We start from the raw sequence: 21,237 nt of genomic DNA, 5'->3' as shown, positions 1-21,237 counted from the left end.
CTACCATTTTTTTTTGATTCCCCATATTATCTATTTGCCACCCTCCATGATTCTACGAAACATTTCCCATTCTTCAGGTGGTATTTCTCGACCTTCCCAGCGAACAGTGCGTCCTTTTGCAATTTCTTTTTCAAGATCAATACTATTATCTGTTGCTTTATCTTGAACGGTATTGTTTTCAGTATCAAGAATTTCCTCAACAGTTAGATTTAGAACTTTACCAATTTTTTCTAAGACCTCTCGGCTGGGTGTTACACCATTTGGATACGTCTTTGAAGGTTTCCATGTATATATACTTTTTTTGCCAATATGTGCTGCTTCAGCTAATTCAGTTAAATTATAACCGCGTTCTTTGGCTAAGGTTTTAACACGTTCATATAGCGTCATATCAATACTCCTAGGTGTACGTGAAAAAAAGTATCGAAAAAGTACTATGCTTTGTTGACGCAGTACTAAATAAGTACTATATTAATACACGTACCAAGTTGTTAAACAGCGTACAAGAAATTAAAGCAAAAATCCTAATGAGCTGGCAGGCTTAAGGAATAGGAATCTGCTTGTTTTGTTACGCCTATTTATGTGTATCATATTAGTACTAAATTGGTATTAAGTCAACTTGGTTTAACAACTATTTATAAAAAATAGGAGGTGAGTTTATGAGTGACAAATGGGAATGGGAAGTAGAACTAAAACAAGCTCATTTGAATCAGACTGAAGTTGGATTATTCCTTGGCCTAAGTAAAAGCCAGATGTCTCATCTGGTAAATAAGATGATTAAAGGTAGAGGACTAACAGCAACTGCTCTTGATAACGAGAGATGGAAAAACGCTGTGGAGTACGTGGCGTTTAAGAAAGAACAGGTAATAGATAGTAAGTTTAAAAAGACGAAAAGAGTATAGGAGAAGCCATTTTGGAAGAAGAATTAATCACATTAACTAGAAGTGAACTACAAAGTTTGATGTCTGGGAATGCTAAAGCATTAATTACGGCTAAGCCTTCAACGGCAACATTATTGTTCAGGAATTCTGCTATAGACAGTTCAGATATCAGATTAATTAATGAAAAGTACGGTTTCTCAAGAATAAATAATTTAGCTAGTTATGGTGGATCAACTTTTTCAAAACATCAAACCTTTAATTATGATGGCTCTTTTGAAAGAAAACGTTTAATAAACAATGGTCCGTATTCAAATGGAATTCATGATTTGATAAGAAAATTGACACTGGCAATTATGGGAGAAACTCTCAATAAGAATCTTTCATATGAAGATTGGAATGAGGCTAGGAATGATTATATTCAAATTAAACGTTTGTTTTTGAAACTCTATCAAAAACGACTTGATAATTTATTTGATGATTAAAAAAGAAGGTGAAGAAATGAGTATGCTGCAGGAATTTAGTAATGGTGATATCAAGTTGCCGGTAAGAACGAATGAGAATGGTGACATTGAATTTGATGCTGAAAAAGCAGCAATTGGGCTGGGAATTAGTCACTTAGCACCTAGTGGTAACACGGTTGTACGTTGGGATCGAGTTAGAAAATATTTATCATGCCCACTTGTGGGCACGAATGATTTCATTACTGAACCACAATTCTATAAGTTAGCTATTAAGGCTAACAATGCAACAGCCGAAAAATTCCAGGATTGGGTAACAAAAGAAGTTCTACCCACTATTAGAAAGCATGGAGCTTATTTGACAGATTCGGCGATTGAAAAAACCTTGACCGATCCAGATTATTTAATTAAGTTGGCAACTCAGTTGAAAACTGAACGGAATGGAAGATTAATTGCTGAGCAGCAAGTGAATGAGTTAAAACCAAAGGCTACTTATTATGATCAAGTTTTATCTAATCCATCTTTAATGAATATTACAGCCATCGCTAAGGATTATGGATATAGTGGAAAAACTTTTAATAAATTACTTTATGAATTGAAAATTCAGTATCCACAAAGTGGCACTTGGTTCCTGTATGCCAAATATCAGGATAAAGGGTGGACACAATCCAAAACGGTTCCTTATAGGAATGCTAAGAATGCCACAGGTAAAGGATCAGCATTACAAACTAAATGGACTCAAAAAGGACGACTTGGTTTGTACAAAGAATTGAAGAAACATGGAATTGTTCCTCAAATAGAACAATTAGACATTGAGGTGTAGCTATGGCATTTGAAGTATTGTTCTCAGACAAGCAAAAAGAAGAACTTGGTTCACAAGTATATTCAGTAGTAACTGATGCCGTTCAAAAGGCTAGGTTTGACGCTGGTATGGATAAGAAGTTTCTTAATAAAAAGGAAACCTGTGAATATCTAGGAGTTTCAAATAATACTTTTGATAAATATTTCAAGGATCTAAAAGCTCATAACGTTAATGGGTTTTTGGTTTATAGCAAGAAAGAAATTGATGAGTTCGTTTTTAATAAATAAAAATTAAAAATGTGTGGAAGCAGGTACGAATTCATGGAGATTTTAAAAGAATTACGGAATAAATCTGGAATGAATCAAAGAGATATGGCAAAGATATTAAACATCTCGTATTCACATTATGTGAAACTTGAAAATAATTTTGTCAATCCAGGGTTCAAATTAATTAAAAAAATTAAAAAAGAATTTCCAGAGGTTGATTTGAATAGAATTTTTAAATAAAAAAAGCATACAAGGTCCATCCACCAAGTATGCTGCGAAATTTTTAAAGTCTTCAAATATAGGATGGTATATTTCTAATCCTTTACTGGTATCGTCGTCCAGCACTGCGATTAAAACATCCTCTATCCACCATCCTGAATAACGATGAAACTGTTATTTTCCTATTTTTACGATGCTAGCCATCGGTGCGTGCGGAAGTAACACGAAAACTGGATATAAGAATATTGGAGACACAGTTTAAGTCAACATTCCTTCCAAGAGCCATCAGCTCCTTTCAAAATAGAATGCTGACTAATTATAACAAATCATTCCTCAAAAAAGAATATTCCTAAGAAGGAGGGACAAAAACATGACATTTGAGGCATTAATGAATTGGACAATTTTAGTAGCACTTGTTAGTTCTATGACCAGCTATCTATTTATGAAATATAGAACTATTGAGAATATTATCTTGAATCTGACTGATTTTACTAAAGAAGATATTCAAAAGTTGAAAGGTTTAATCAGATGGAAATTCTAAGAGGATTATTTTTACTCATAATCGCTGTAGTTGTTTCAGGATTATTCATTAAGTTTTGGAATGAATGCAAATAAAAACACACCCGGAGGTGTCTTATGAAATTTGGTTATTGTAAAAATTGTAAATCCCTAATAAAAATAAAATACAGATTTTGCCCAAATTGCGGAGAGTCTAACCCTCTAAGATTTTCTTTGCTGTTTCAGATGAGAAATCAACTAAAAAATTGTACAGCAAAGGTCCGACTGCACTACTTGCTTTTGAAAGATAAACTTTGGCGATAGAGGCATTTGTTTTAGCCAATTCACCATCGCCAGATAAATATGATATTGATTTTTTAAATTTGGATTTATCATTATCACTCAACTGATCTTCTAGATCCAGTAAGTCATCAAACGATGATAGAGAACGGTTAGTCCATTCAAATGGTTTACCGCATTTGACGCAATATTTTGGAACGTCCATTTGTGGCATCATAAAAACACCATCATAGTATGTCCACCCCTCAATGGGTGTACCACATTCTGGGCATTTGCAGATAACAGGTTCTCCACATTTTTCACAGAAACCTAGGTCATCATTCAAGTTAGCGTATTCAAGAGTAATGGTTCTTTGATGACCATTATAACAAATAGCTTGATAACATTCCTTATCCATAATACAACCTCCAATTTATTTCAATTATATCAAAGGAACAAATACATTGAATAACAACATTCGAATTAAAACAGACGATGAATACAGCCCTATTGGTGACATGGAGCCATACGACCAATATTCAGATGACAAACTAACAGGAGATGAACCACATGATTATTAACAAGGACGTAGTGGCAATTGATGAATCACTTAATCATCATGCACGAGTTTGTAAAGAAATCGGGCGAACTGATGAACAAATTGAATCATATAAGGCAGACCAATATTTAAATAAGCTGCAGGGAATTGATTATGAACCATTGCAACATTCTATTGATCGATTAAAAAAGCACCGTGCAGAACTTGAGAACGACAAACAGCGTGCCGAAACAGATATTTACAACAGATTTGAGCATTATTATTCCTAAAACGAGGTGAAGGTATGAACCAGGAAACACGGTTCTATTTAGAAGGATTTCAAGATGTTTGTATTCAGTATGGCTATCAACAAGCTATGTGTGAATTGAAAACAGATTCTAATACTAAGGCACTCTTACATTCGGCAAGAGTTATGAATGCAGAAAAAAAGTCGCTCTCAACGGCAATTGAGGACGACTAGAAACAAAAATATTTAACAACAAAAGTATATCACGAAAGAGGTAGCTAATGGCTAATGAAATAGTACTTCAAGATTTCAGTGTGAAATTTACACCTACTGAGATCACGATTAATAACGAAGATAGTTTGAAATCAGAGTTAGAAGGAATCTCCAATAAATATAAAAGTCTGATTGTCACAGAAGATAATCTTAAAAGCGTTAAAGCAACACGAGCTAAATTGAATGCGTTGAATAAAGGATTAGATGATAAGCGAAAAGAGATTAAATCTAGTTACAACGAGCCATTGTCTGAGTTCGAGGATAAGGTAAAAGGGTTTAAGGATATTATCGACCAATCATTAATTCCAATTAGTCATGGAATCAAGGTGCTTGAAGATTCTCAGCGTGAAGATCGTCAGAAGCATGTTCAAGAGCTTATTAATAATATGGCTCATGAATATGATATTGATCCTGAAGAAATTGAGATTGAAAAATCTTGGACTAACAAGACTATGACTGATATTAAGTTGATCAAGATACTTGCTGATGGTTTCAATACTTTGAAACGTAAAAAAGAATTATTTGAAACGAACAAGCAATTAATTGTTGAACATTGTAAATACGTTGGAATTGAATCAGAAGGTTGGGTTGGCCAACTATCTGATGATTACAATGCCACTGATGTGATTAAAGCTATTGATCAGTTCATTGAGGAAAAGAAGCAAAAAGAGGTTCAAGAACAGAAAAAACTTGAATCTGAGAAAGCTATTAAAAAAGCCACATAGCAAAATGTAGGCACTGCAGTTATTGATACGGAAACTGGAGAAGTCGTTCAATCAGCACCAACTGGTTACTCTGTGACCGTTCAATTGATTGGGAGTAAAGCTGACATTATTCAAGCCATTCAAAAGATTAATAACTTGGATAAAGTTACCAACAATATCATCAAGCCACTTAGTGTATGGGAGGGATAGCAATGACTGAGACAAAACCGACCTTAGCAACGTTAGTACAAGAGCTATCTAAAATTCAAAAGGAATTAGATAAGATTGAAAAGGATGGCAAAAATAATAGCCAAGGCTTTGATTATGTCAGTGAATCACAGGTTAAATCAAAACTACAGAATAAGCTGGCTGATCACGGAATCATGATTATTCCACACTATGAAATTCTGAATTCCTGGACTAGCCAAACTAATAAGGGAAATACAATGAATTATGTTTCAGTGATTGGTAATTTTAAACTGACAAACGGCGCAGAAGAGTTGATTGGCAGTATGCCTGGTATCGGCATGGATTCTGGTGATAAGGCTATCTATAAGGCTGAAACAGGTGCACAAAAGAATTTTCTAATGCAACTATTTCTTATGTCAACTGGTGATGATCCTGAAAACGACAATGGTTGGAATAACCAACAATCACAATTTAATAACTATGGTCAAGATGCCTTCGGAGGATATCAACCACAAAATCAATACAACAATCAACAAGGCAATTCATATGGTAACTTTTCAAAACCGCAACCAAGGCTTGCTAATGATTCTAAGAAGAAAGTAATTAACGAACAATTATCTACTTTGTCTGAATTGAATCAAACGGATTTCGGTAAATCATTGACGGCATTAAAATCTCACTTTCCAAATGTTGACTTCGAAAATCTTCCTGATTCTAGTGCTGATAATATGATCTCTTTCTTGGGCAAACAAATTGATACAACTAAGGCTACCTTGAAACAAATCGGTGCAATTTAATAATGAAATTCCTTGCACGAATCAAAAGCATTCAAGGCAATAATATTACTTTAGAAATGAATGATGAGATTAACAATTTACGAGTTGCAAAGTTAGCCAATGGAAAGCAACCATTAGTTGAAATGGAGATTTCAGATAATCGACATATTTCAATTGATCAACGCATTAAGATTTATGCCTTGATTGGTGAGATAAGTGATTGGTCGGGTTACATGGTTGAAAAGGAAGCTCCAGGAATTATGAAGTGGAAATACTTGATTGAAACTGGCAGGGATGAATTTAGTTTATCCGATTGCACAATGACACAGGCCAATTCATATCTTAGTTGGTTGCTTGATTTCTGCTTTGATAATAATGTTCCGTTCAGTACTAAGACTTGGGACATGTTGCCAAATGATTATGCAATGCAGCTTAGATGTTTAGAACATCGTAAATGTTGTATCTGTGGTAGACACGCCGATGTAGCTCATGTTGAAGCTGTTGGATCAGGTAGAAACAGAAGAAAAATAAATCATTCTGAATTTCACTTTATGGCACTATGTAGGGTCCATCATATCGAACAACACAAGATGGGTATCATGTCATTTCTTCAAAAGTATCATATTAAGCCAATCAAATTAGACGATGAAGATCGTAAGAAGTTGAGGATTGGAGGGTAATCATGGCAATTGTACGTGCTAAAAGAAAAACTAATTTTACTATTATTGGAAACACTGGGCTCAAAGATAAACGTTTGTCGTTAAAGGCAAAAGGTTTATTGGCTTATATGTTGAGCCTTCCAGATGATTGGAAGTTTTATGAAACGGAGTTAATGGAACACAGTACAGACAAAAGAGATTCTGTAAGATCAGGGCTCAAAGAGTTAGAAAAATTGGGTTATCTAGTTAGACTTCAGACAAGAGCAGAGAGAGGTAAATTTGGTCAAAAAGATTGGCAAGTGTTTGATGAACCTAATCTAACGCGAATTTCACCGCAGACGGATTTCCCGTCGACGGATAACCCGACGTCGGCTAAACCGATATCGGATAATCCTACACTACAAAGTACTAATGAACTAATCACTAATAAACAAAATACTAATAATAAAAGTAATAGTCCAAAGTCTAAAAAGACTTATGGACCAGATGATTTAAATTTTAAAGCTGCTAGTTACTTAGCAATGAGAATCAAAGATAACAACCCTAACTTTAAGGAGCCTAATCTTCAAAAATGGGCTAACACAATTAGATTGATGCATGAACGTGACAACAGATCGTACCAGCAGATCAAAACGATGATTGATTGGTGTCAGCAACATGATTTTTGGTCTGGAGTAATCCTGTCGGCGGATAAATTGAGAATGAAGTATGATCAGATGTTTGTTCAATTTAATAAGCGGCGAAAGCGAAATAGTTTTAGTTCCGCAGGTGGGACTGCCTATCCGGAGATATTTTAGGAGGTGCTAAATGTGGAGCCATTAAATTTAGATGGACCAATGAGAAGAATTGCTGCCAAACATGGGATTGATGTTAATAAAATTGATATTGACAAAGTTCTGAAAGAACGTAGTCGAAGAGAAGAGTTGGAGGCTATTAAATTTACAGCTATGAATAATCGAATTAAAAGAAATAGGCTCTTCAATAGCTCATTGATCAGTGATGTTGAAGACTTACATCAATCTTTCGATTCTTTTGAAATTAATGATGATGCACAATCGCTTGAATTCAATAAAGCTAAAGAAATTGCTGACAGAATTATATCTGGAGAGACTGGCAATTTCACATTTGCTGGTAGAGCTGGGTCGGGTAAAACGATGCTGGCAGTTAGTATCTTGAATCAGATCATGAATTCCAAAACCACTTTATCTTGTTATTTTGTAAGTTTCTCCATGTTATTGAATATGACATTGGTAGGGATCAAGGATTTTAGTATGAAACAAAAAGCTTGGGATGTTGAAGACTGTATCAAGGTATGTGATGTTTTAGTACTTGATGATCTTGGTTCTGAAAGTGCAATGAAGTCCGTTACTGATGAAGCCAGTAATTATACCCAATCATTACTTTTTAGATTGGCAGACTATCGCAAGAGCAAAGTAAATATTGTTACGACAAATAATTCTAGTAAGGAATTGCAATCAATTTATAACCCTAAAATATACAGTCGTTTAATTGCTAAAAAAGCAAGTAATGCAATTAGATTCGATAGTGAGGATATGAGGAACATATGAAAAGAATAGGCGAAGTTATGGCAGTAAATAAAAATGAGCTTGGTTTTGAACCGAATGGATTTGATATGGCTAGACGTGACGTAACCACCGTTAGTAATCTAATTGATCATAATCATACTGAATCTGCCAAAGCATATGAATTAATGCGTGAGATTAAAGAATATAACCAAGCTTATCGAGGTAATAAAGATGTTTTAGAGATATTGGCCACCATTAATTTAAATAGTAGTGATGCTAGTGATTTTTTAAGGGATGACAAGCAGACTTTAGGAATTCTGAATAGTGGAGTTGGAGAATAATAATGAAAAATATAAATTCTATAATAGTTGAAAGCAGATTTAATGAATCAAAGGAAATTTATGATTATTTGCAGTCAAATGAATGGGAAAAGCTGGAGGTAATCACAAAAGAAGGAAAAAAATAGCAGAGGTTTCATCATCTGATGTTGCCACTGCTGAAGGATACCTTATTAAAATGTATCCAAAGGTTAATTAACCCTTAGGCGGAAAGTTATCTTTACCATAAGTGTTCTTTAAATTGATCTGACCATTTTTCTTTTGACTAATCAATTCTGAATGCTGGTTTTTAGCAATATCTTTTGCAAAATTTATGGCATCAGATTTGTTATCAAATAACTTTGTGGCTTTAACATTTCCCTCTCCCTTAACTTTCCATCCATTAACATCAGGTGATACCCATTGATTTTTTCCAGACATAAACTGTCTCCTTAAAAATTATTTTGAATAGCACATTCATTTGTCCAGGGGGGATAAAATTATGTGTAATTCAATAATAATATTTTATAAAAGAAATATAGCTGTGTCAATATATTGTGCAGAACAAAAGTTCCCATACAAGATGGAGTGTAAAATGTATAAAAATAATTTAAAAGAAATACTTAAATCCAAGGATATTAATCAAAGTGAATTGTCAAGAATGGCTGATGTTCCTCGAACAAATATAGTGGCTATTATTAATGGCCAGATAAAAAATCCAACCATCGGATTGATGATTAAAATAGCTGATGCATTGAGAATTAGCTTAGATGAATTTAGAGGTGATAAGGATGATTAACCGAGTAGTTTTGGTTGGAAGATTAACTAAAGATCTAGAACTAAGATATACGTCGAATGGTGCTGCAGTTGCAAGTTTTACTGTTGCGGTAAATAGACAATTTACTAATTCTAATGGTGATAGAGAAGCTGATTTTATTAATTGTGTCATTTGGAGAAAAGCTGCAGAGAATTTTGCTAATTTCACTAATAAAGGATCACTCGTAGGTATCGATGGACGTATTCAGACAAGTTCTTATGACAACCAACAAGGTCAACGCGTCTTTAGAACAGATGTGGTAGTTGATAACTTTTCACTGTTGGAATCCAAAGCGGAAAATAAACGCCGTAATGGAAATGGATTTAATAATCAGAATACCCAAAATAATTACAATCAAGGTTCTAATAACTATAACAATTCGAGAAATTCAAATAATCAAAATCAGTATGGTAACAATCAATCAAATAGATCTAACAATAGTTCCAATGATCCGTATCAAAATAATTCTGGCGAAGTAGAAGTTAGTGATGCCGATTTGCCGTTTTAAAAACTAATGGAGTAAGTGAAAATAAAGAACTTAATAATTATATGGAGGTTTAACTATGAATGACGATGTATCAGCATGGGCATTACAAGTGGCTGCAGAACAATTGGGTTATCAATACCTGAGTGAAGTTCCACCTAAGAATTTAGGGGATGTCTATGATTTAGCCGAGGAGATTGATTATTAAAATGGAAGAAATGACGCGAGATCAAGCGCGTGAGGAATTAGAAAAGGTTATAAGTAATTTACCAGTTCATGAATTACATTCGAAAAAAGAACTTTAGGATTGGGAAAGGGAGGTAAATAGATGGGAGCAATAGAATTAAGTGATGAAACAATTGATAAACTTGCCAGTAGTTTAGTCAAAAAATCCGACTCATTTAAATTGCTTGAGTCGGAAAAGAAATTGCGTAATGTAAAAGTATTGTTGATCAATTACAAGTATCTTGAGAATCATTTGAATGTTGAATTACCCAAATTAGAGGATGATGTTAAACTTTCAAATTATGAGCTGAGTTTGTATTCATTGTTAGGGTACAGGGCACGTTCTAAGGAGTTAATGACCTTTGTTAATACAATCTTATCAAAATACAAACGTATTTGTGAGGATGCTCATGACGAGGGTAGCAGACGATATGATGTGATCTATAGATTGTACATAGCTCCACAACAGTTGACCTATGCAGCATTATCCAAAAAATATAGTGTCGATGATAATACAATTAGGCGTGATGAACGAAAAGCCATCAAACAGTTGTCAGTCATGATGTTTGGAGCCGACAGTATTGATGACATGTCAAAATGATGTCAAAAAGTCGTATCCAAATGTCAGATTTAAAGATTTATAATGATATCGTGGAATTAGTCAGATAGTTCCTTATAGCACCTCAGCTATGATTTTTGGAGTGACCTTTGGAAAGGGTCACTTTTTTTGTGGATTGAGAGAGGCTCAATGATTGCTAATTACTTAGTAAGTTAATACCAACTTTTGTATAATCCCCTTTTTCGAATAATAAGTTTCCGGTAGCAGTCACTAGGTTCGAATCCTAGTATCCACGTTGTCCTTCAGCATAAAGCTAAATAAAACGGTTGTTAGGCTAGCCAATAGACATCAACCATTGTTTCGAGTTTAGAAGTTATAGAAACAATTAATAGCCCGTCATCTGATCATGAACGGTGAGCTATTAATGAACGCTTAGCGAAGTGGTTAAACGCGACAGGTTGTAACCCTGTTCCATTTTGGTTCGATGGTTCGAATCCATCAGCGTTCATTGTGTGTAAAATAGTCAAGTTGATATTATATTATTTATGATGTTTAATTAAATAATAAATTGTTATACGGGGTTATTAAAATGGTATCTAAAACACAAACAGTAAAATTTGAAGCATATTCTGCGTTTACCAATAAAAATGGTAATGAAGAATTTTGTGATATTTCTGATTTACTTGATAGTATAAAAAATCAGGACTTAGAGGATAGAGAAATAAATTATTTTGGAGAAATTGTTAGAATGGATAATATACATGACGTTATACCATTCACTGATACTCCAATTAAAGAGAGAATAATATATTTTCATATGACCAAATTGAGAGATGAGGGAATTGCAACAACTGGACGTGATACGGAGCAATTGACAGATTTGGAATTGGATTCAAATGAATATATTGCAGAGGATATAAACGGTTTCTTTGATGTTGAACTGAAAACGGTTTTTCTTCAAAGAAACTTTCGAAGTTTATCAATTTCAGGATTAAATGTATATCTTGTTAAAGAGTATCGTAAAGTTCATGATTTGGAAAAAGATGATGAAGATTTATCGTTAATATTTAAACCAGTTAAAAACAAAGATGAAGTTAAAAATGCCTTAAAGTCAGATAATGTCAGAGAAATCCGATTGAAGTATGCAAGCAAAAACCAGAATGCATTATCAAAGACATTCACTAGGATATTAGGCAATATGGGTGATGTTCTTAATTCCGTTGGAGGAAATAATATGGAACTTGTTATTTCTATGGGGAGCGATAAGAAATCTTTGAATAAGAATCAAACTCAGAAGCTTATTAAAGATATAAGTGATGGAAAAACCATTTTGTCATCAGCGATGATTAAAGGAAAAGCTGGTGACGCACCAATAGAAATCTATGATTTATTGAGAGCAAAGCTATCAACTAGATATAAATTCTCCTCAGTAAAAGATGAAGATGGTAAAACTAAAAAAATGCATTTGAGCCCTAGTTCAGTTGAAGATACTATGAAGCTAATTTATTTTAGAGTTGATGGAGCAAACAAGGATGCCTTCAGACTCAGAGTAAGAAAAAATTTATAATTTTATTACGAGGGAGGATTGAAAATGAAAAAAGTTTTGATTTGTTTTGTTGTCGTAATAGTTTTTATAATGTTAATAGTGTTTACAAAATCGAGATATAATCAAATTTATCATGAAGTAAAAAATCTTTTGTTTAAAATTTTCCCAGTATTGTTTGGATTAGGCTTATTTTCATTACTGTATTTTATAAATGTCAGATATAAATTGAATTATTCCAATATAAAGAATTTCAATAATGTTCTTGAATCTATGGTTAATTTTTTGTCAATAGTGATTGGATTTTATTCTGCATTTTATGGAATGATTATCTCAGTTTTAAAATCAAGTTTTATGAAGGAATTAAATGGATCTAAATACAGACAGGATCTCCCTAAACTTTTGGTGATTTCTTTATTGGTTTCTTTCTTAACGTTAATTATTACAATATTTATGCAAGTTCTTGTCGCATATAGTAATAAATATATCATTGGTGTTTATTATATTTGGTCTTTTTTAGTAGGCGTATTTATAGCCTATGCTTTGCAAACGTCTCTGCTATCAATAGCAATGATTTTTGGAAGCGAACCGATTGAAAAAGGTAGTACGAAAATATAATTAAATATGTTGAGTTATGGGTATTTAGTTTATGCCTATAACTTTTTTGTTTTTTAATAGGCTAAGGAGGTTAGGTGATATGTAATGGATAAATGGAAAGAGGCAGAGAAGGATTACTTACTTGGAATGAAGTACAAGGATATTGCCAGTAAGTATGAAGTATCAATCAATACAGTTAAATCGTGGAAGAGCAGACATGGTTGGCAAAGGGGTGCATCCACTAAGAAGAGTGTGCATACAAAATCCAAAAAGGTTGCACCCAAAATAATAGATGAGTTAGAGGCAAACAGTGAGCTTAATGATAAGCAAAAACTATTTTGCCTTTTTTATTTGCAAAGATTTAATGCGACTTGGGCATATCAGAAAGCCTATAAGTGTAATTATTCAACAGCTCAGAAAAATTCATGGTCGCTTATGGCAAATCAAGGCATACGAGATCAATTGAATAGCTTGAAGAAACAACAATCAACTGATCTCTATTTCGATATCAATGATATTGTTCGTGAGTTTCGTCAGCAGTCTAAGTCTGACATACGTGATGTAGTTGATTTTCAAACGGTTAAGCACATGGCTTGGACGAAGATTAGGGATGAGAGTGGGCCATACGAAGATAGCTATGGGAGTTATCGGCTTGATCCAAAGATTGACCCTGATACTGGTAAACAAGCATTCTATTTTGAGAACAGAGTTAAGTTGCATGACAGCGACGAAATTGACACTTCAAATATCAAGTCTATTCGAATTGATAAAGGTGAAGCGGTCGTTGAAATGTATGATAAGCAGAAAGCTCTGGATAGCCTAATGAAATATGCTGATATATATACCAGCCAACAAGAAGAAACTAATGGCGTACAAATTTTAGATGATATTGAAGGTGATGATGAAGATGGTACAACAAGTGAGACTCAAGAATAAGATTGCACCATCTTTCAGACAACTCCACATTGATATCAAACACCATAGACATTCAAACTATTGGCTGAAAGGTGGACGTGGTTCAACCAAATCCAGTTTTGTATCCATTGAAGTCGTTCTTGGAATTATGCGTGATTCCGAAGCTAATGCAGTTGTACTCAGAAAGGTTGCAAATACTTTACGTGATTCTGTATACGATCAATACCTTTGGGCAATTGATGCACTGGGTGTACAAGATTACTGGAAAGAATCAGTTAGTCCAATGACATTGACTTATAAACCTACAGGTCAACAGATTCGCTTTAAGGGTGCGGACAAGCCAAGGAAGATTAAATCTCAGAAATTCCGTCATGGATTTACTAAATTTAAGCATTACGAAGAAGCCGATGAGTTCAAAAATTGGGCTGAGATACGTTCAATGAATCAATCGTTGAATCGTGGTGGTAGTAATATCATTACTTTTTATTCGTACAATCCTCCTGCAAGTCTTAATAGTTGGGTTAATCAAACTACGGCTAAAGAGGTTGCTCGTGATGACACTTTGGTGCATTCATCGGATTACTTATCAGTTCCTAAAGAATGGCTAGGAAAAGAATTCTTGGCTGATGCGGAGCAATTGAAGAAGGATAATCCCAAAGCATTCAATCATGAATATTTGGGTGAAATAACTGGTACTGGTGCTGAGGTATTCGACAACATTACGTTACGTAAAATTACTAAGGAAGAATATCAACTATTCGATAACATAAAAAGAGGCCTCGATTTCGGTTTTGCTCATGATCCATTAGCATACGTCGAGACCTTTTTTGATGTCGCAAGACACCGATTATATATTTTTAATGAAATTTACCAGGTTGGATTGAAGAATAGAAACGCTGTTGTTCTGATTAAGAAGTTAGATCCTGAAAATAAGCAGGTCATCGGTGATTCAGCATCACCTGGAACGATTGCCGAATATAGAGATATGGGATTGAATGTCTATGGTGCCATCAAGGGACCAGGTAGCCGAGACCAGGGTTATAAATGGTTACAGGATTTACGTGAGATTGTCATAGATCCTAAAAAGTGTCCCAATACCGCAAGAGAATTTAGTACATACGAATTAGAAAGAGATTCAAATGGAAACTTCAAAGCTGGTTATCCCGATGGTAATGATCATGCGATGGATGCCACAAGATATTCGCTTGAATCAACTATTAGGAAAGGAGGATTTAAACCTTGGAAATCAAAGAAATGAAAAAATTACTTCAATTGACTGATCCACGAAGAATTAAATTTATTAATAGATTTCAAAAGTCATTGAATTATTACTTCAATAAGAATGACATTACGAATCGCAACAATGGAGAGTCTAAAACGAATGATAATGGAAAAGATGAGCCACTGAGAAAAGCTGATAATCGTGTTAGTTCCAATTATCATCAGTTGCTTGTTGATCAGGAAGCTGGTTATCTTGCTACTATTCCACCGGCAATTGATGTTGAAGATGATGCTTTGAATGAGAAAATTAAATCTACTTTGGGTGATAACTTTAATCTTAGATTGAACCAATTAGTTGTAGATGCTGCCAATGCTGGTGTTGCGTGGGTTCACTATTGGATTGATGAGCATAAGCAATTTAGATATGGCATTGTTCCCCCGGGTCAAGTTACACCGATTTATTCAAATGATTTGGATAAGAAATTGTTAGCTGTTCGTAGAACATATCATGAACTCAATCCGGATACCGGCAGGAATTATAGTGTGCATGAGTATTGGAATGATAAGACAGTAACGGTATTTAAATCAGAAACTTCTAACTATGATAATCTATTGCAAATGAATGACCGTTTTCCTATTTTTGATGCTAGTACAGGGGATGAATTGGGAAGCAGCAATGTTCTTGAACATCATTTTGGTAGGATTCCATTCATATCATTTCCTAAGAATAAATATGAACGTCCAGATTTGTATAAGTACAAAGGCCTGATTGATGTTTATGATAATGTTTATAACGGTTTTGTTAATGATGTTGATGATGTGCAACAAGTAATTCTTGTTCTAACCAATTACGGTGGTGAAGAGATAAGTGACTTGATGGACACTATAAAAGAGTACAAAGCAATCAAGTTAGATAATGTCGGTACCGGTGATAAATCAGGATTAGATAAACTTACAATTGATATCCCTACTGAGGCAAGAAACTCATTACTTGATATAACTAAGTCTGATTTATTTGTTGAAGCTCAAGGTATTGATCCAACTGATTTTGCTACAAATAATGCCACTGGTACGGCAATTAAAATGTTATACAGTCACTTGGAACTCAAGGCCTCAATGACGGAATCATACTTCAGAGATAGCTTAAATGAATTGGTTAGAGCAATTATGCAATGGTTGAATGTATCCGACTATGAAGGCCGAAAAATCAACCAAAAATGGACTCGAACGGCCATTCATAACAGTTTGGAAGATGCTCAGGTTATTTCTCAGGTGGCAAACTATTCATCTGATGAATCTATTGCCAAAGCTAATCCAATTGTTGATGATTGGCAGGAAGAAATTAAGAATCGTCGTGATGATGAAGTTAATAGGGATGGTTATTCTAATCCAGATGACCTCAATAATCTAAACGGTGATGAAGATGACTAGGCTCAGTTACTGGGATAAACGTTATCTTAGAATCAAGGCTCAAGAACTTCAGAATACCGCTGATTATGAGAGCAATTTAAAATCGAGATTGTCCAGTTTGGAGTACGAATTAGAACAAGAAGCTAATGTTTGGTATTCAAAGTACGCAAACAATCATGATGTTGATTCTGATACAGCTAAAAGGTTATTAAAGACAGTCGGTAGTACTAATTGGACCATGACCCTTGAGGAATTTAGGCGTAAGGCAATCAAAGGTGGTTACACTAAAGAACTTGATTCAGAATATTTCAAAAGTAGAATAGCTAGGTTGCAAGATTTAGAGTTGCAGCTCAAAGAAATTAGTAGTCGTTTTGCAAGTGATGAAACTGATAGTTTATCTAATAAATTGACTGATCAGTTCCAGGAAACTTACATGACGACTATTTTTAATATTCAGGTTCAGCAAGCTAAGTTAAGTAGTGATTTTGCAAGGTTCAATGAAGATCAGATTAAATATATTGTTAATCAACCTTGGCATAAGGATGACTTTTCGAAACGTGTTTGGAGAAATTATCGTGATGAGTTGCCTAATCAGTTAGTCGACGTAATGTTACGTGGAACGTTCATGGGTTACAGTCCTCAACGTATCGCCAAGATGTTTCAGCAAAGATTTGAAGGCATTAGAAGACATCAGATACATCGATTAGTTATTACTGAGATGGGGCATATTGCTGAGCAAGCCACTGCCAAAGCTTATGAAGAATCAGGTATTGAAGAGTATCAATATATGGCTACCTTGGAATCGCATACTTGCGATGTGTGTAGTCATTTAGATGGTGAAATATTTAAGATGTCTGAAAAAAAGGAAGGTATTAACTATCCTTTGATTCATCCACATTGTCGATGTACAACCGTTCCGCACATTGAAGGGCTTTCTGATATTAAGGAACGTTGGGTACGTGATCCAGAGACTAGTAAAGGGAAACTTATTAATAATATATCCTTTGATGAATGGAAGGATTATATTAACAATGACTACCTCAAATCAAGACCGTATATTAATAATGCTGAGGTTAGAAGTGATGTGAAAGTTCCAAATAATATAAAGCGTCGTACCATGCAAAAGGCTGAAGAAGTGATTGAGAATAATAAATTCTTGAAATCAAGATTCAGTAATCAAAAACTAAATATCTATTTTGATGAATCTCCATTTGTTCAACATCCTAATGCAGCTGGAGTTACACCCCCTGACTTGGATGGAACAATTAAATTGAACCCTGCAATTCATAAATCTAAAGAAATTATTAACAACTATGTGAAACGAAATGATGGACAATTCGTTAGCGTTAAAGCTAGTCAAATGGATTCGTATCCAGTTGTTCATGAATTAGGTCACGTTTTACACAATGAGCTTTGGAATAAATATATATTGGATAATCCCGATTCAAATTTAAGTAAGAATGAATACGTTGCTGATCAGATAGAAAGCATTTATAATATATATGAGAAGGACTATGGTACTAAAGTGACGCCGTCTAAGTTACCGTCCAAATATTCAATAGTAAATAATAATGAACTCTTTGCTGAGTTATTTACTGAGTCACAGATTGGTTATGAATCGAATAGATGGAATCAGGTAATGAAGAAATATCTAAGGAAGGTGAATAGATAATGTTTGTTCCAGATTTTGTGAATCATCCAGAGTGGTACATTTGGTCAAAAGATACTGATAAATTATCTTTGATTGATAATGCTCCTGAAGAAGCCAAGAAATCTTATCAAGATTATCTAGACTTTCTTAAATATGAAGAAGATAATAATATAGATTTTTAGCACCCAACAATTGAGTTGAGTGCTATTTTATGAGGTGATGATATGGCAAAGGATGATTACTTTGTAATTATGTATATGTTATTGAAACGACTTTATTCTTTATTAAAAGAGGGGAAAGTCATTTCGGAACAGGAATTAAAAGAGTTAGGGTCTCAGTATAATCAAAAGTATTGGGATTATATTTTACTGAATTTAACAGATAGTGGATATATTACCGGAATCACTCAAGTTAAAACATTCGGTGGTTCAAGTATTTCATTTGCTGATAATGTTCAAATTACTCCAGCAGGGATTGAATATTTATTTAGTAACTCAATGATGGAGCGAGTGAAAAATACATTAAAAGATATTAAGGGAATGATTCCTGGAGCTTAGCACTTGGTAAATATACTGAGTGCTATTTTTATACCCTTTTGACCTGAGCAAGTCGTAAAAATGCTTATTTTTTATGCCTTGATTGTGGTCGCCCCACGTAAATCTAGCGAGAGAGGATTTTTAATTATGAAACGAGAATTTTTAAAAGGTTTGAACTTAGAAGATTCAGTTATTGATCAGATCATGTCACAAAATGGTGTTGATATTGAGAATACAAAGAAGTCATTTGGTGATGTTGAGTCTATCAAGCAAGAGAATGAGTCATACAAGGCTCAAATTGCTGAAAGAGATAAAGATATCAAGAAACTTTCGAAACAAGTTAAGGATAATGATGATTTATCCAGCCAACTTAGTGACTTGCAAGGTAAATACAAGACTGATACCGAATCGCTTCAGGACCAACTCAATAAAAATAAACTGAATAGTGCTCTTACGGAAACTTTGATAGCTGCAAAGGTACGTAACCCTAAGGCTATTGAAGGTTTATTAAATATGGATGATATCAAGCTTAATGAAAAAGGTGAGCTGGTTGGTGTTAATGATCAACTAGAATCACTCAAGAAGTCTGATGGCTATCTATTTGATGAAGGTCAAAAGCAAGGCTATAACCCAGCTGGTGGCAATGGTTCAAATGACAAGAATGATGTTCAAACACTAACTAATATATTTAAAGGAGAGTAATAAATAATGACAATTAACTATGCTGATGCATATCAACAAGCAATTCAACAAGCTTTTTATGATGGTCATCTATTTTCAGCTTCATTGTGGAATTCACCATCTAATTCATTGATTAAATTTGATGGAGCAAAACATATTAAGTTACCACGTCTAACAATTGATTCTGGTCGTAAGGATAGAAAACGTAGAACGATTACAGAAATTGTTTCTAATTATTCAAATGACTGGGATTCATATGAACTAAAGAATGAACGTTACTGGTCAACACTGGTTGATCCATCTGATGTTGACGAATCCAATATGGTTACTTCTCTAGCAAATGTTACTAAACAATTTAACCTTGATGAGAAGTTGCCTGAGAAAGATCGCTACATGTTCAGTAAACTGTATCAAGAAAAAGTAACTGCAGATGATGGTGGCATTTCAACTGACACGTTAGATGAAAAGAACATTCTAGGTGCTTTTGATAATATGATGGCTAACTTTGATGAACAACGTATTCCACAATCTGGACGTATTTTGTATGTCACTCCTCAAATTAATAAGATTTTGAAGAGTGCAGATGCTATCAATCGTTCAATTATTTTGAGTGATCAAGCAAACATTAAACGTTCGGTTTATAGTCTTGACGATGTAACTATTAATGTTGTTCCTTCTGATTTAATGCAAACTGCATTTGATTTCACAGTAGGATCAAAGCTTGAGGACGATGCCAAGCAAATTGAAATGTTCTTAATTTATAATGGTGTTCAAGTTGCACCTGAAAAATATGCTTTTGCCGGTTTTGATGCACCATCTGCTCAAAATAGTGGCAACTACTTATACTATGAAGATTCATATGATGATGTACTTCTTTTGAAGACTAAGACAAAGGGTATTGAATTTGTAGTTGCTAATAAAGCCCCAAAAGCGTAACCCCTGAAGACTCAAAGCCAACCAGTTCAAATACGGTGGCAGAAATTACAGCATGGTTAGATGCTCATAGTATTGATCACACTGGTAAGACTGCCAAAGCTGATTTGTTGGCTTTGATTCCTAATGAATAGGGGATGATTAAATGATTGATTTTCCAAGAAAGGATAATATTATAGCCAAACTGGCTATTCTGGTTCCTGACAATGGTAATAAAGATTATTCAAGCATTATTGATTTTGTGGTTGATAAAGTGGTTAGTGATGTTAGTAATTACATTCATATCCCTATTGATTCGACACCTGAAGAACTTGATATGACAATTGCTTCTATGTGTGCGCAGGTAATTGATACTCATGAATTTCTAGTTCCCGTTGAAGATAGAAATGATGGTGTCACTTCACTATCCGAAGGGGATGTTTCTGTATCATTCAAGACACCTGCAGAAGTATATTCCACACTTCAATCAGTCAATCCAATTACCGATAATTTCATTGCTCAATTAAATAGTTTAAGGAGAATCCAACGGTGAAATCAGTATTCAAAAAGATGAACGGTGTGATTGAACGTGTTTGGAATGATCGAGTTACTATTACCGGTGTTAAGAATGGTAAACAGGGTCCTTTCAGTGAAGATGTACCAGTTGTTATTTGTGAAAACCGACCTGGCAAAGTGATTCTTGGTAGTCTAAAAACCAGTAATCAAACTGAATTTGGAACTGATCAGTATGATGCAAAATTATTGATCGATAATTACGAACAGAAAGATTATCTATTAATAACTACTAATTCTGTATTGATATTCAAGGGTATCGCTGAATGTATAGAGATACAGAATGTATTAATAGATTTCTTTCAAAATGAATTTGAACCAGATTTCGATTTTGAAGAACAGCATAAAAAAAGATGCTCCCTCAATGAGCATCTCCAATAATTCTGATAGCTATCCAACTATCCTAAGTATTATTACATTTTCTTTAGTTCTTTAAAAACAATTGAAAAGTAAACCATTTGATGTGGCTTGCTTCTTTTTATTA

The 21,237-nt window shown here is 34.2% G+C and carries 34 protein-coding genes and 1 tRNA gene; 32 read left to right on the top strand and 3 right to left on the bottom strand.

The window, feature by feature from the left end:
* Positions 1-30: 30 nt before the first annotated feature.
* Positions 31-387 carry a helix-turn-helix domain-containing protein gene (locus ACYT32_RS10455; RefSeq protein ID WP_395266164.1) on the bottom strand — a complete coding sequence of 119 codons (357 nt, stop codon included), beginning with the start codon at positions 385-387 and terminating at the stop codon, positions 31-33.
* Between the two features lie 269 nt (positions 388-656).
* Here ACYT32_RS10455 and ACYT32_RS10450 point away from each other — a divergent pair, with 269 nt between their 5' ends.
* The 6 genes from ACYT32_RS10450 (at position 657) to ACYT32_RS10425 (ending at position 3,164) form a co-directional block, all read left to right on the top strand.
* The gene (locus ACYT32_RS10450) at positions 657-899 is read left to right on the top strand and encodes a hypothetical protein (RefSeq protein ID WP_395266163.1); all 243 of its coding nucleotides are present in this window, start codon (positions 657-659) and stop codon (positions 897-899) included.
* A gap of 11 nt (positions 900-910) precedes the next feature.
* A complete protein-coding gene (locus ACYT32_RS10445; RefSeq protein ID WP_395266162.1) occupies positions 911-1,360 on the top strand; it encodes a hypothetical protein in 450 nt (149 codons plus the stop codon).
* 16 nt (positions 1,361-1,376) lie between these two features.
* The gene (locus ACYT32_RS10440) at positions 1,377-2,159 is read left to right on the top strand and encodes a phage antirepressor (protein WP_395266161.1); all 783 of its coding nucleotides are present in this window, start codon (positions 1,377-1,379) and stop codon (positions 2,157-2,159) included.
* A gap of 2 nt (positions 2,160-2,161) precedes the next feature.
* Positions 2,162-2,425, top strand: a complete 264-nt coding sequence (locus ACYT32_RS10435) for a helix-turn-helix domain-containing protein (protein WP_395266160.1) — start codon at positions 2,162-2,164, stop codon at positions 2,423-2,425.
* Between the two features lie 33 nt (positions 2,426-2,458).
* On the top strand, positions 2,459-2,644 hold the full coding sequence (locus tag ACYT32_RS10430; RefSeq protein ID WP_395266159.1) for a helix-turn-helix domain-containing protein: 186 nt from the start codon (positions 2,459-2,461) through the stop codon (positions 2,642-2,644).
* Between the two features lie 349 nt (positions 2,645-2,993).
* Positions 2,994-3,164, top strand: a complete 171-nt coding sequence (locus ACYT32_RS10425) for a hypothetical protein (RefSeq protein WP_395266158.1) — start codon at positions 2,994-2,996, stop codon at positions 3,162-3,164.
* A 171-nt stretch (positions 3,165-3,335) separates the two neighbouring features.
* Here the strand turns inward: ACYT32_RS10425 and ACYT32_RS10420 are convergent, their stop codons facing one another.
* Complete coding sequence (locus ACYT32_RS10420) at positions 3,336-3,818, bottom strand: DUF2321 domain-containing protein (RefSeq protein WP_395266157.1); 483 nt, start codon at positions 3,816-3,818, stop codon at positions 3,336-3,338.
* A 152-nt stretch (positions 3,819-3,970) separates the two neighbouring features.
* Between ACYT32_RS10420 and ACYT32_RS10415 the strand changes: the two genes are divergently transcribed.
* From ACYT32_RS10415 to ACYT32_RS10375, 9 genes are all read left to right on the top strand, one after another.
* Positions 3,971-4,228 carry a hypothetical protein gene (locus ACYT32_RS10415; RefSeq protein ID WP_395266156.1) on the top strand — a complete coding sequence of 86 codons (258 nt, stop codon included), beginning with the start codon at positions 3,971-3,973 and terminating at the stop codon, positions 4,226-4,228.
* Between the two features lie 14 nt (positions 4,229-4,242).
* A complete protein-coding gene (locus ACYT32_RS10410; protein ID WP_395266155.1) occupies positions 4,243-4,419 on the top strand; it encodes a hypothetical protein in 177 nt (58 codons plus the stop codon).
* 47 nt (positions 4,420-4,466) lie between these two features.
* Positions 4,467-5,183 carry a DUF1351 domain-containing protein gene (locus ACYT32_RS10405; RefSeq protein WP_395266154.1) on the top strand — a complete coding sequence of 239 codons (717 nt, stop codon included), beginning with the start codon at positions 4,467-4,469 and terminating at the stop codon, positions 5,181-5,183.
* A 191-nt stretch (positions 5,184-5,374) separates the two neighbouring features.
* Positions 5,375-6,148 carry an ERF family protein gene (locus tag ACYT32_RS10400; RefSeq protein ID WP_395266153.1) on the top strand — a complete coding sequence of 258 codons (774 nt, stop codon included), beginning with the start codon at positions 5,375-5,377 and terminating at the stop codon, positions 6,146-6,148.
* 2 nt (positions 6,149-6,150) lie between these two features.
* Complete coding sequence (locus tag ACYT32_RS10395) at positions 6,151-6,807, top strand: putative HNHc nuclease (protein WP_395266152.1); 657 nt, start codon at positions 6,151-6,153, stop codon at positions 6,805-6,807.
* A gap of 2 nt (positions 6,808-6,809) precedes the next feature.
* Positions 6,810-7,583 (top strand): helix-turn-helix domain-containing protein, encoded by a 774-nt coding sequence (locus ACYT32_RS10390; protein ID WP_395266151.1) that lies wholly within the window; start codon positions 6,810-6,812, stop codon positions 7,581-7,583.
* Between the two features lie 12 nt (positions 7,584-7,595).
* Positions 7,596-8,354 carry an ATP-binding protein gene (locus tag ACYT32_RS10385; RefSeq protein ID WP_395266150.1) on the top strand — a complete coding sequence of 253 codons (759 nt, stop codon included), beginning with the start codon at positions 7,596-7,598 and terminating at the stop codon, positions 8,352-8,354.
* Positions 8,351-8,653, top strand: a complete 303-nt coding sequence (locus ACYT32_RS10380; protein ID WP_395266149.1) for a hypothetical protein — start codon at positions 8,351-8,353, stop codon at positions 8,651-8,653. The genes ACYT32_RS10385 and ACYT32_RS10380 overlap by 4 nt, the downstream gene beginning before the upstream one ends.
* A 2-nt stretch (positions 8,654-8,655) precedes the next feature.
* On the top strand, positions 8,656-8,778 hold the full coding sequence (locus ACYT32_RS10375; protein WP_395266147.1) for a hypothetical protein: 123 nt from the start codon (positions 8,656-8,658) through the stop codon (positions 8,776-8,778).
* A 67-nt stretch (positions 8,779-8,845) separates the two neighbouring features.
* Here ACYT32_RS10375 and ACYT32_RS10370 read toward each other — a convergent pair whose 3' ends face one another.
* On the bottom strand, positions 8,846-9,070 hold the full coding sequence (locus tag ACYT32_RS10370) for a DUF2188 domain-containing protein (RefSeq protein WP_395266146.1): 225 nt from the start codon (positions 9,068-9,070) through the stop codon (positions 8,846-8,848).
* Positions 9,071-9,131: 61 nt separating this feature from the next.
* On the opposite strand from ACYT32_RS10370, the gene ACYT32_RS10365 reads away from it, so the two are divergent.
* The 17 genes from ACYT32_RS10365 to ACYT32_RS10285 all read left to right on the top strand — a co-directional run bounded on the left by ACYT32_RS10365 (position 9,132) and on the right by ACYT32_RS10285 (position 21,134).
* Entirely contained in the window at positions 9,132-9,428 is a 297-nt protein-coding gene (locus tag ACYT32_RS10365; protein ID WP_395266145.1) for a helix-turn-helix domain-containing protein, read from the top strand.
* Positions 9,421-9,954, top strand: coding sequence for a single-stranded DNA-binding protein (ssb, locus tag ACYT32_RS10360; RefSeq protein WP_395266144.1), 534 nt, complete (start codon positions 9,421-9,423; stop codon positions 9,952-9,954). Before ACYT32_RS10365 ends, ssb begins: the two co-directional genes overlap by 8 nt.
* Before the next feature lie 55 nt (positions 9,955-10,009).
* Positions 10,010-10,138, top strand: a complete 129-nt coding sequence (locus ACYT32_RS10355; RefSeq protein ID WP_395266143.1) for a hypothetical protein — start codon at positions 10,010-10,012, stop codon at positions 10,136-10,138.
* Between the two features lie 120 nt (positions 10,139-10,258).
* Positions 10,259-10,756 carry a hypothetical protein gene (locus tag ACYT32_RS10350; RefSeq protein WP_395266142.1) on the top strand — a complete coding sequence of 166 codons (498 nt, stop codon included), beginning with the start codon at positions 10,259-10,261 and terminating at the stop codon, positions 10,754-10,756.
* Positions 10,757-11,140: 384 nt separating this feature from the next.
* Positions 11,141-11,222: transfer RNA gene (locus ACYT32_RS10345), tRNA-Tyr, on the top strand.
* Positions 11,223-11,303: 81 nt separating this feature from the next.
* Complete coding sequence (locus ACYT32_RS10340) at positions 11,304-12,281, top strand: DUF6731 family protein (RefSeq protein WP_395266141.1); 978 nt, start codon at positions 11,304-11,306, stop codon at positions 12,279-12,281.
* Between the two features lie 24 nt (positions 12,282-12,305).
* The gene (locus ACYT32_RS10335) at positions 12,306-12,875 is read left to right on the top strand and encodes a hypothetical protein (protein WP_395266140.1); all 570 of its coding nucleotides are present in this window, start codon (positions 12,306-12,308) and stop codon (positions 12,873-12,875) included.
* 84 nt (positions 12,876-12,959) lie between these two features.
* On the top strand, positions 12,960-13,790 hold the full coding sequence (locus tag ACYT32_RS10330) for a terminase small subunit (RefSeq protein WP_395266139.1): 831 nt from the start codon (positions 12,960-12,962) through the stop codon (positions 13,788-13,790).
* Complete coding sequence (locus ACYT32_RS10325) at positions 13,762-15,027, top strand: PBSX family phage terminase large subunit (protein WP_395266138.1); 1,266 nt, start codon at positions 13,762-13,764, stop codon at positions 15,025-15,027. The genes ACYT32_RS10330 and ACYT32_RS10325 overlap by 29 nt, the downstream gene beginning before the upstream one ends.
* Positions 15,009-16,421: a phage portal protein gene (locus ACYT32_RS10320; protein WP_395266137.1), complete on the top strand. Its 1,413-nt coding sequence runs from the start codon at positions 15,009-15,011 to the stop codon at positions 16,419-16,421. Before ACYT32_RS10325 ends, ACYT32_RS10320 begins: the two co-directional genes overlap by 19 nt.
* Positions 16,414-18,072, top strand: a complete 1,659-nt coding sequence (locus tag ACYT32_RS10315; RefSeq protein WP_395266136.1) for a minor capsid protein — start codon at positions 16,414-16,416, stop codon at positions 18,070-18,072. Before ACYT32_RS10320 ends, ACYT32_RS10315 begins: the two co-directional genes overlap by 8 nt.
* Positions 18,072-18,233 carry a hypothetical protein gene (locus tag ACYT32_RS10310; protein ID WP_395266135.1) on the top strand — a complete coding sequence of 54 codons (162 nt, stop codon included), beginning with the start codon at positions 18,072-18,074 and terminating at the stop codon, positions 18,231-18,233. Before ACYT32_RS10315 ends, ACYT32_RS10310 begins: the two co-directional genes overlap by 1 nt.
* A gap of 42 nt (positions 18,234-18,275) precedes the next feature.
* On the top strand, positions 18,276-18,608 hold the full coding sequence (locus ACYT32_RS10305; protein ID WP_395266134.1) for a YjcQ family protein: 333 nt from the start codon (positions 18,276-18,278) through the stop codon (positions 18,606-18,608).
* A 126-nt stretch (positions 18,609-18,734) separates the two neighbouring features.
* On the top strand, positions 18,735-19,289 hold the full coding sequence (locus ACYT32_RS10300) for a phage scaffolding protein (protein WP_395266133.1): 555 nt from the start codon (positions 18,735-18,737) through the stop codon (positions 19,287-19,289).
* A gap of 6 nt (positions 19,290-19,295) precedes the next feature.
* Entirely contained in the window at positions 19,296-20,204 is a 909-nt protein-coding gene (locus ACYT32_RS10295) for a capsid protein (protein WP_395266132.1), read from the top strand.
* A 142-nt stretch (positions 20,205-20,346) separates the two neighbouring features.
* Entirely contained in the window at positions 20,347-20,733 is a 387-nt protein-coding gene (locus tag ACYT32_RS10290) for a hypothetical protein (protein WP_395266131.1), read from the top strand.
* Positions 20,730-21,134 (top strand): hypothetical protein, encoded by a 405-nt coding sequence (locus tag ACYT32_RS10285; protein ID WP_395266130.1) that lies wholly within the window; start codon positions 20,730-20,732, stop codon positions 21,132-21,134. The genes ACYT32_RS10290 and ACYT32_RS10285 overlap by 4 nt, the downstream gene beginning before the upstream one ends.
* The last annotated feature ends 103 nt before the right edge of the window (positions 21,135-21,237 follow it).

Source organism: Companilactobacillus sp. FL22-3 (genome assembly GCF_054881455.1).
Note: the sequence above shows the minus strand (reverse complement) of the source record. Positions and strands in the feature narration are given on the sequence as shown.

Bases quoted from the DNA above. Each gene is read 5' to 3' on its own strand.
- ACYT32_RS10405 (WP_395266154.1), top strand. From the start codon at position 4,467: ATGGCTAATGAAATAGTACTTCAAGATTTCAGTGTGAAATTTACACCT.
- ACYT32_RS10325 (WP_395266138.1), top strand. From the start codon at position 13,762: ATGGTACAACAAGTGAGACTCAAGAATAAGATTGCACCATCTTTCAGA.
- ACYT32_RS10425 (WP_395266158.1), top strand. From the start codon at position 2,994: ATGACATTTGAGGCATTAATGAATTGGACAATTTTAGTAGCACTTGTT.
- ACYT32_RS10305 (WP_395266134.1), top strand. From the start codon at position 18,276: ATGGCAAAGGATGATTACTTTGTAATTATGTATATGTTATTGAAACGA.
- ACYT32_RS10375 (WP_395266147.1), top strand. From the start codon at position 8,656: ATGAAAAATATAAATTCTATAATAGTTGAAAGCAGATTTAATGAATCA.
- ACYT32_RS10410 (WP_395266155.1), top strand. From the start codon at position 4,243: ATGAACCAGGAAACACGGTTCTATTTAGAAGGATTTCAAGATGTTTGT.
- ACYT32_RS10300 (WP_395266133.1), top strand. From the start codon at position 18,735: ATGAAACGAGAATTTTTAAAAGGTTTGAACTTAGAAGATTCAGTTATT.
- ACYT32_RS10310 (WP_395266135.1), top strand. From the start codon at position 18,072: ATGTTTGTTCCAGATTTTGTGAATCATCCAGAGTGGTACATTTGGTCA.
- ACYT32_RS10335 (WP_395266140.1), top strand. From the start codon at position 12,306: ATGAAAAAAGTTTTGATTTGTTTTGTTGTCGTAATAGTTTTTATAATG.
- ssb (WP_395266144.1), top strand. From the start codon at position 9,421: ATGATTAACCGAGTAGTTTTGGTTGGAAGATTAACTAAAGATCTAGAA.
- ACYT32_RS10395 (WP_395266152.1), top strand. From the start codon at position 6,151: ATGAAATTCCTTGCACGAATCAAAAGCATTCAAGGCAATAATATTACT.
- ACYT32_RS10340 (WP_395266141.1), top strand. From the start codon at position 11,304: ATGGTATCTAAAACACAAACAGTAAAATTTGAAGCATATTCTGCGTTT.
- ACYT32_RS10400 (WP_395266153.1), top strand. From the start codon at position 5,375: ATGACTGAGACAAAACCGACCTTAGCAACGTTAGTACAAGAGCTATCT.
- ACYT32_RS10380 (WP_395266149.1), top strand. From the start codon at position 8,351: ATGAAAAGAATAGGCGAAGTTATGGCAGTAAATAAAAATGAGCTTGGT.
- ACYT32_RS10430 (WP_395266159.1), top strand. From the start codon at position 2,459: ATGGAGATTTTAAAAGAATTACGGAATAAATCTGGAATGAATCAAAGA.
- ACYT32_RS10450 (WP_395266163.1), top strand. From the start codon at position 657: ATGAGTGACAAATGGGAATGGGAAGTAGAACTAAAACAAGCTCATTTG.
- ACYT32_RS10370 (WP_395266146.1), bottom strand. From the start codon at position 9,070: ATGTCTGGAAAAAATCAATGGGTATCACCTGATGTTAATGGATGGAAA.
- ACYT32_RS10350 (WP_395266142.1), top strand. From the start codon at position 10,259: ATGGGAGCAATAGAATTAAGTGATGAAACAATTGATAAACTTGCCAGT.
- ACYT32_RS10290 (WP_395266131.1), top strand. From the start codon at position 20,347: ATGATTGATTTTCCAAGAAAGGATAATATTATAGCCAAACTGGCTATT.
- ACYT32_RS10415 (WP_395266156.1), top strand. From the start codon at position 3,971: ATGATTATTAACAAGGACGTAGTGGCAATTGATGAATCACTTAATCAT.
- ACYT32_RS10455 (WP_395266164.1), bottom strand. From the start codon at position 387: ATGACGCTATATGAACGTGTTAAAACCTTAGCCAAAGAACGCGGTTAT.
- ACYT32_RS10365 (WP_395266145.1), top strand. From the start codon at position 9,132: ATGTGTAATTCAATAATAATATTTTATAAAAGAAATATAGCTGTGTCA.
- ACYT32_RS10420 (WP_395266157.1), bottom strand. From the start codon at position 3,818: ATGGATAAGGAATGTTATCAAGCTATTTGTTATAATGGTCATCAAAGA.
- ACYT32_RS10440 (WP_395266161.1), top strand. From the start codon at position 1,377: ATGAGTATGCTGCAGGAATTTAGTAATGGTGATATCAAGTTGCCGGTA.
- ACYT32_RS10435 (WP_395266160.1), top strand. From the start codon at position 2,162: ATGGCATTTGAAGTATTGTTCTCAGACAAGCAAAAAGAAGAACTTGGT.
- ACYT32_RS10295 (WP_395266132.1), top strand. From the start codon at position 19,296: ATGACAATTAACTATGCTGATGCATATCAACAAGCAATTCAACAAGCT.
- ACYT32_RS10355 (WP_395266143.1), top strand. From the start codon at position 10,010: ATGAATGACGATGTATCAGCATGGGCATTACAAGTGGCTGCAGAACAA.
- ACYT32_RS10315 (WP_395266136.1), top strand. From the start codon at position 16,414: ATGACTAGGCTCAGTTACTGGGATAAACGTTATCTTAGAATCAAGGCT.
- ACYT32_RS10390 (WP_395266151.1), top strand. From the start codon at position 6,810: ATGGCAATTGTACGTGCTAAAAGAAAAACTAATTTTACTATTATTGGA.
- ACYT32_RS10330 (WP_395266139.1), top strand. From the start codon at position 12,960: ATGGATAAATGGAAAGAGGCAGAGAAGGATTACTTACTTGGAATGAAG.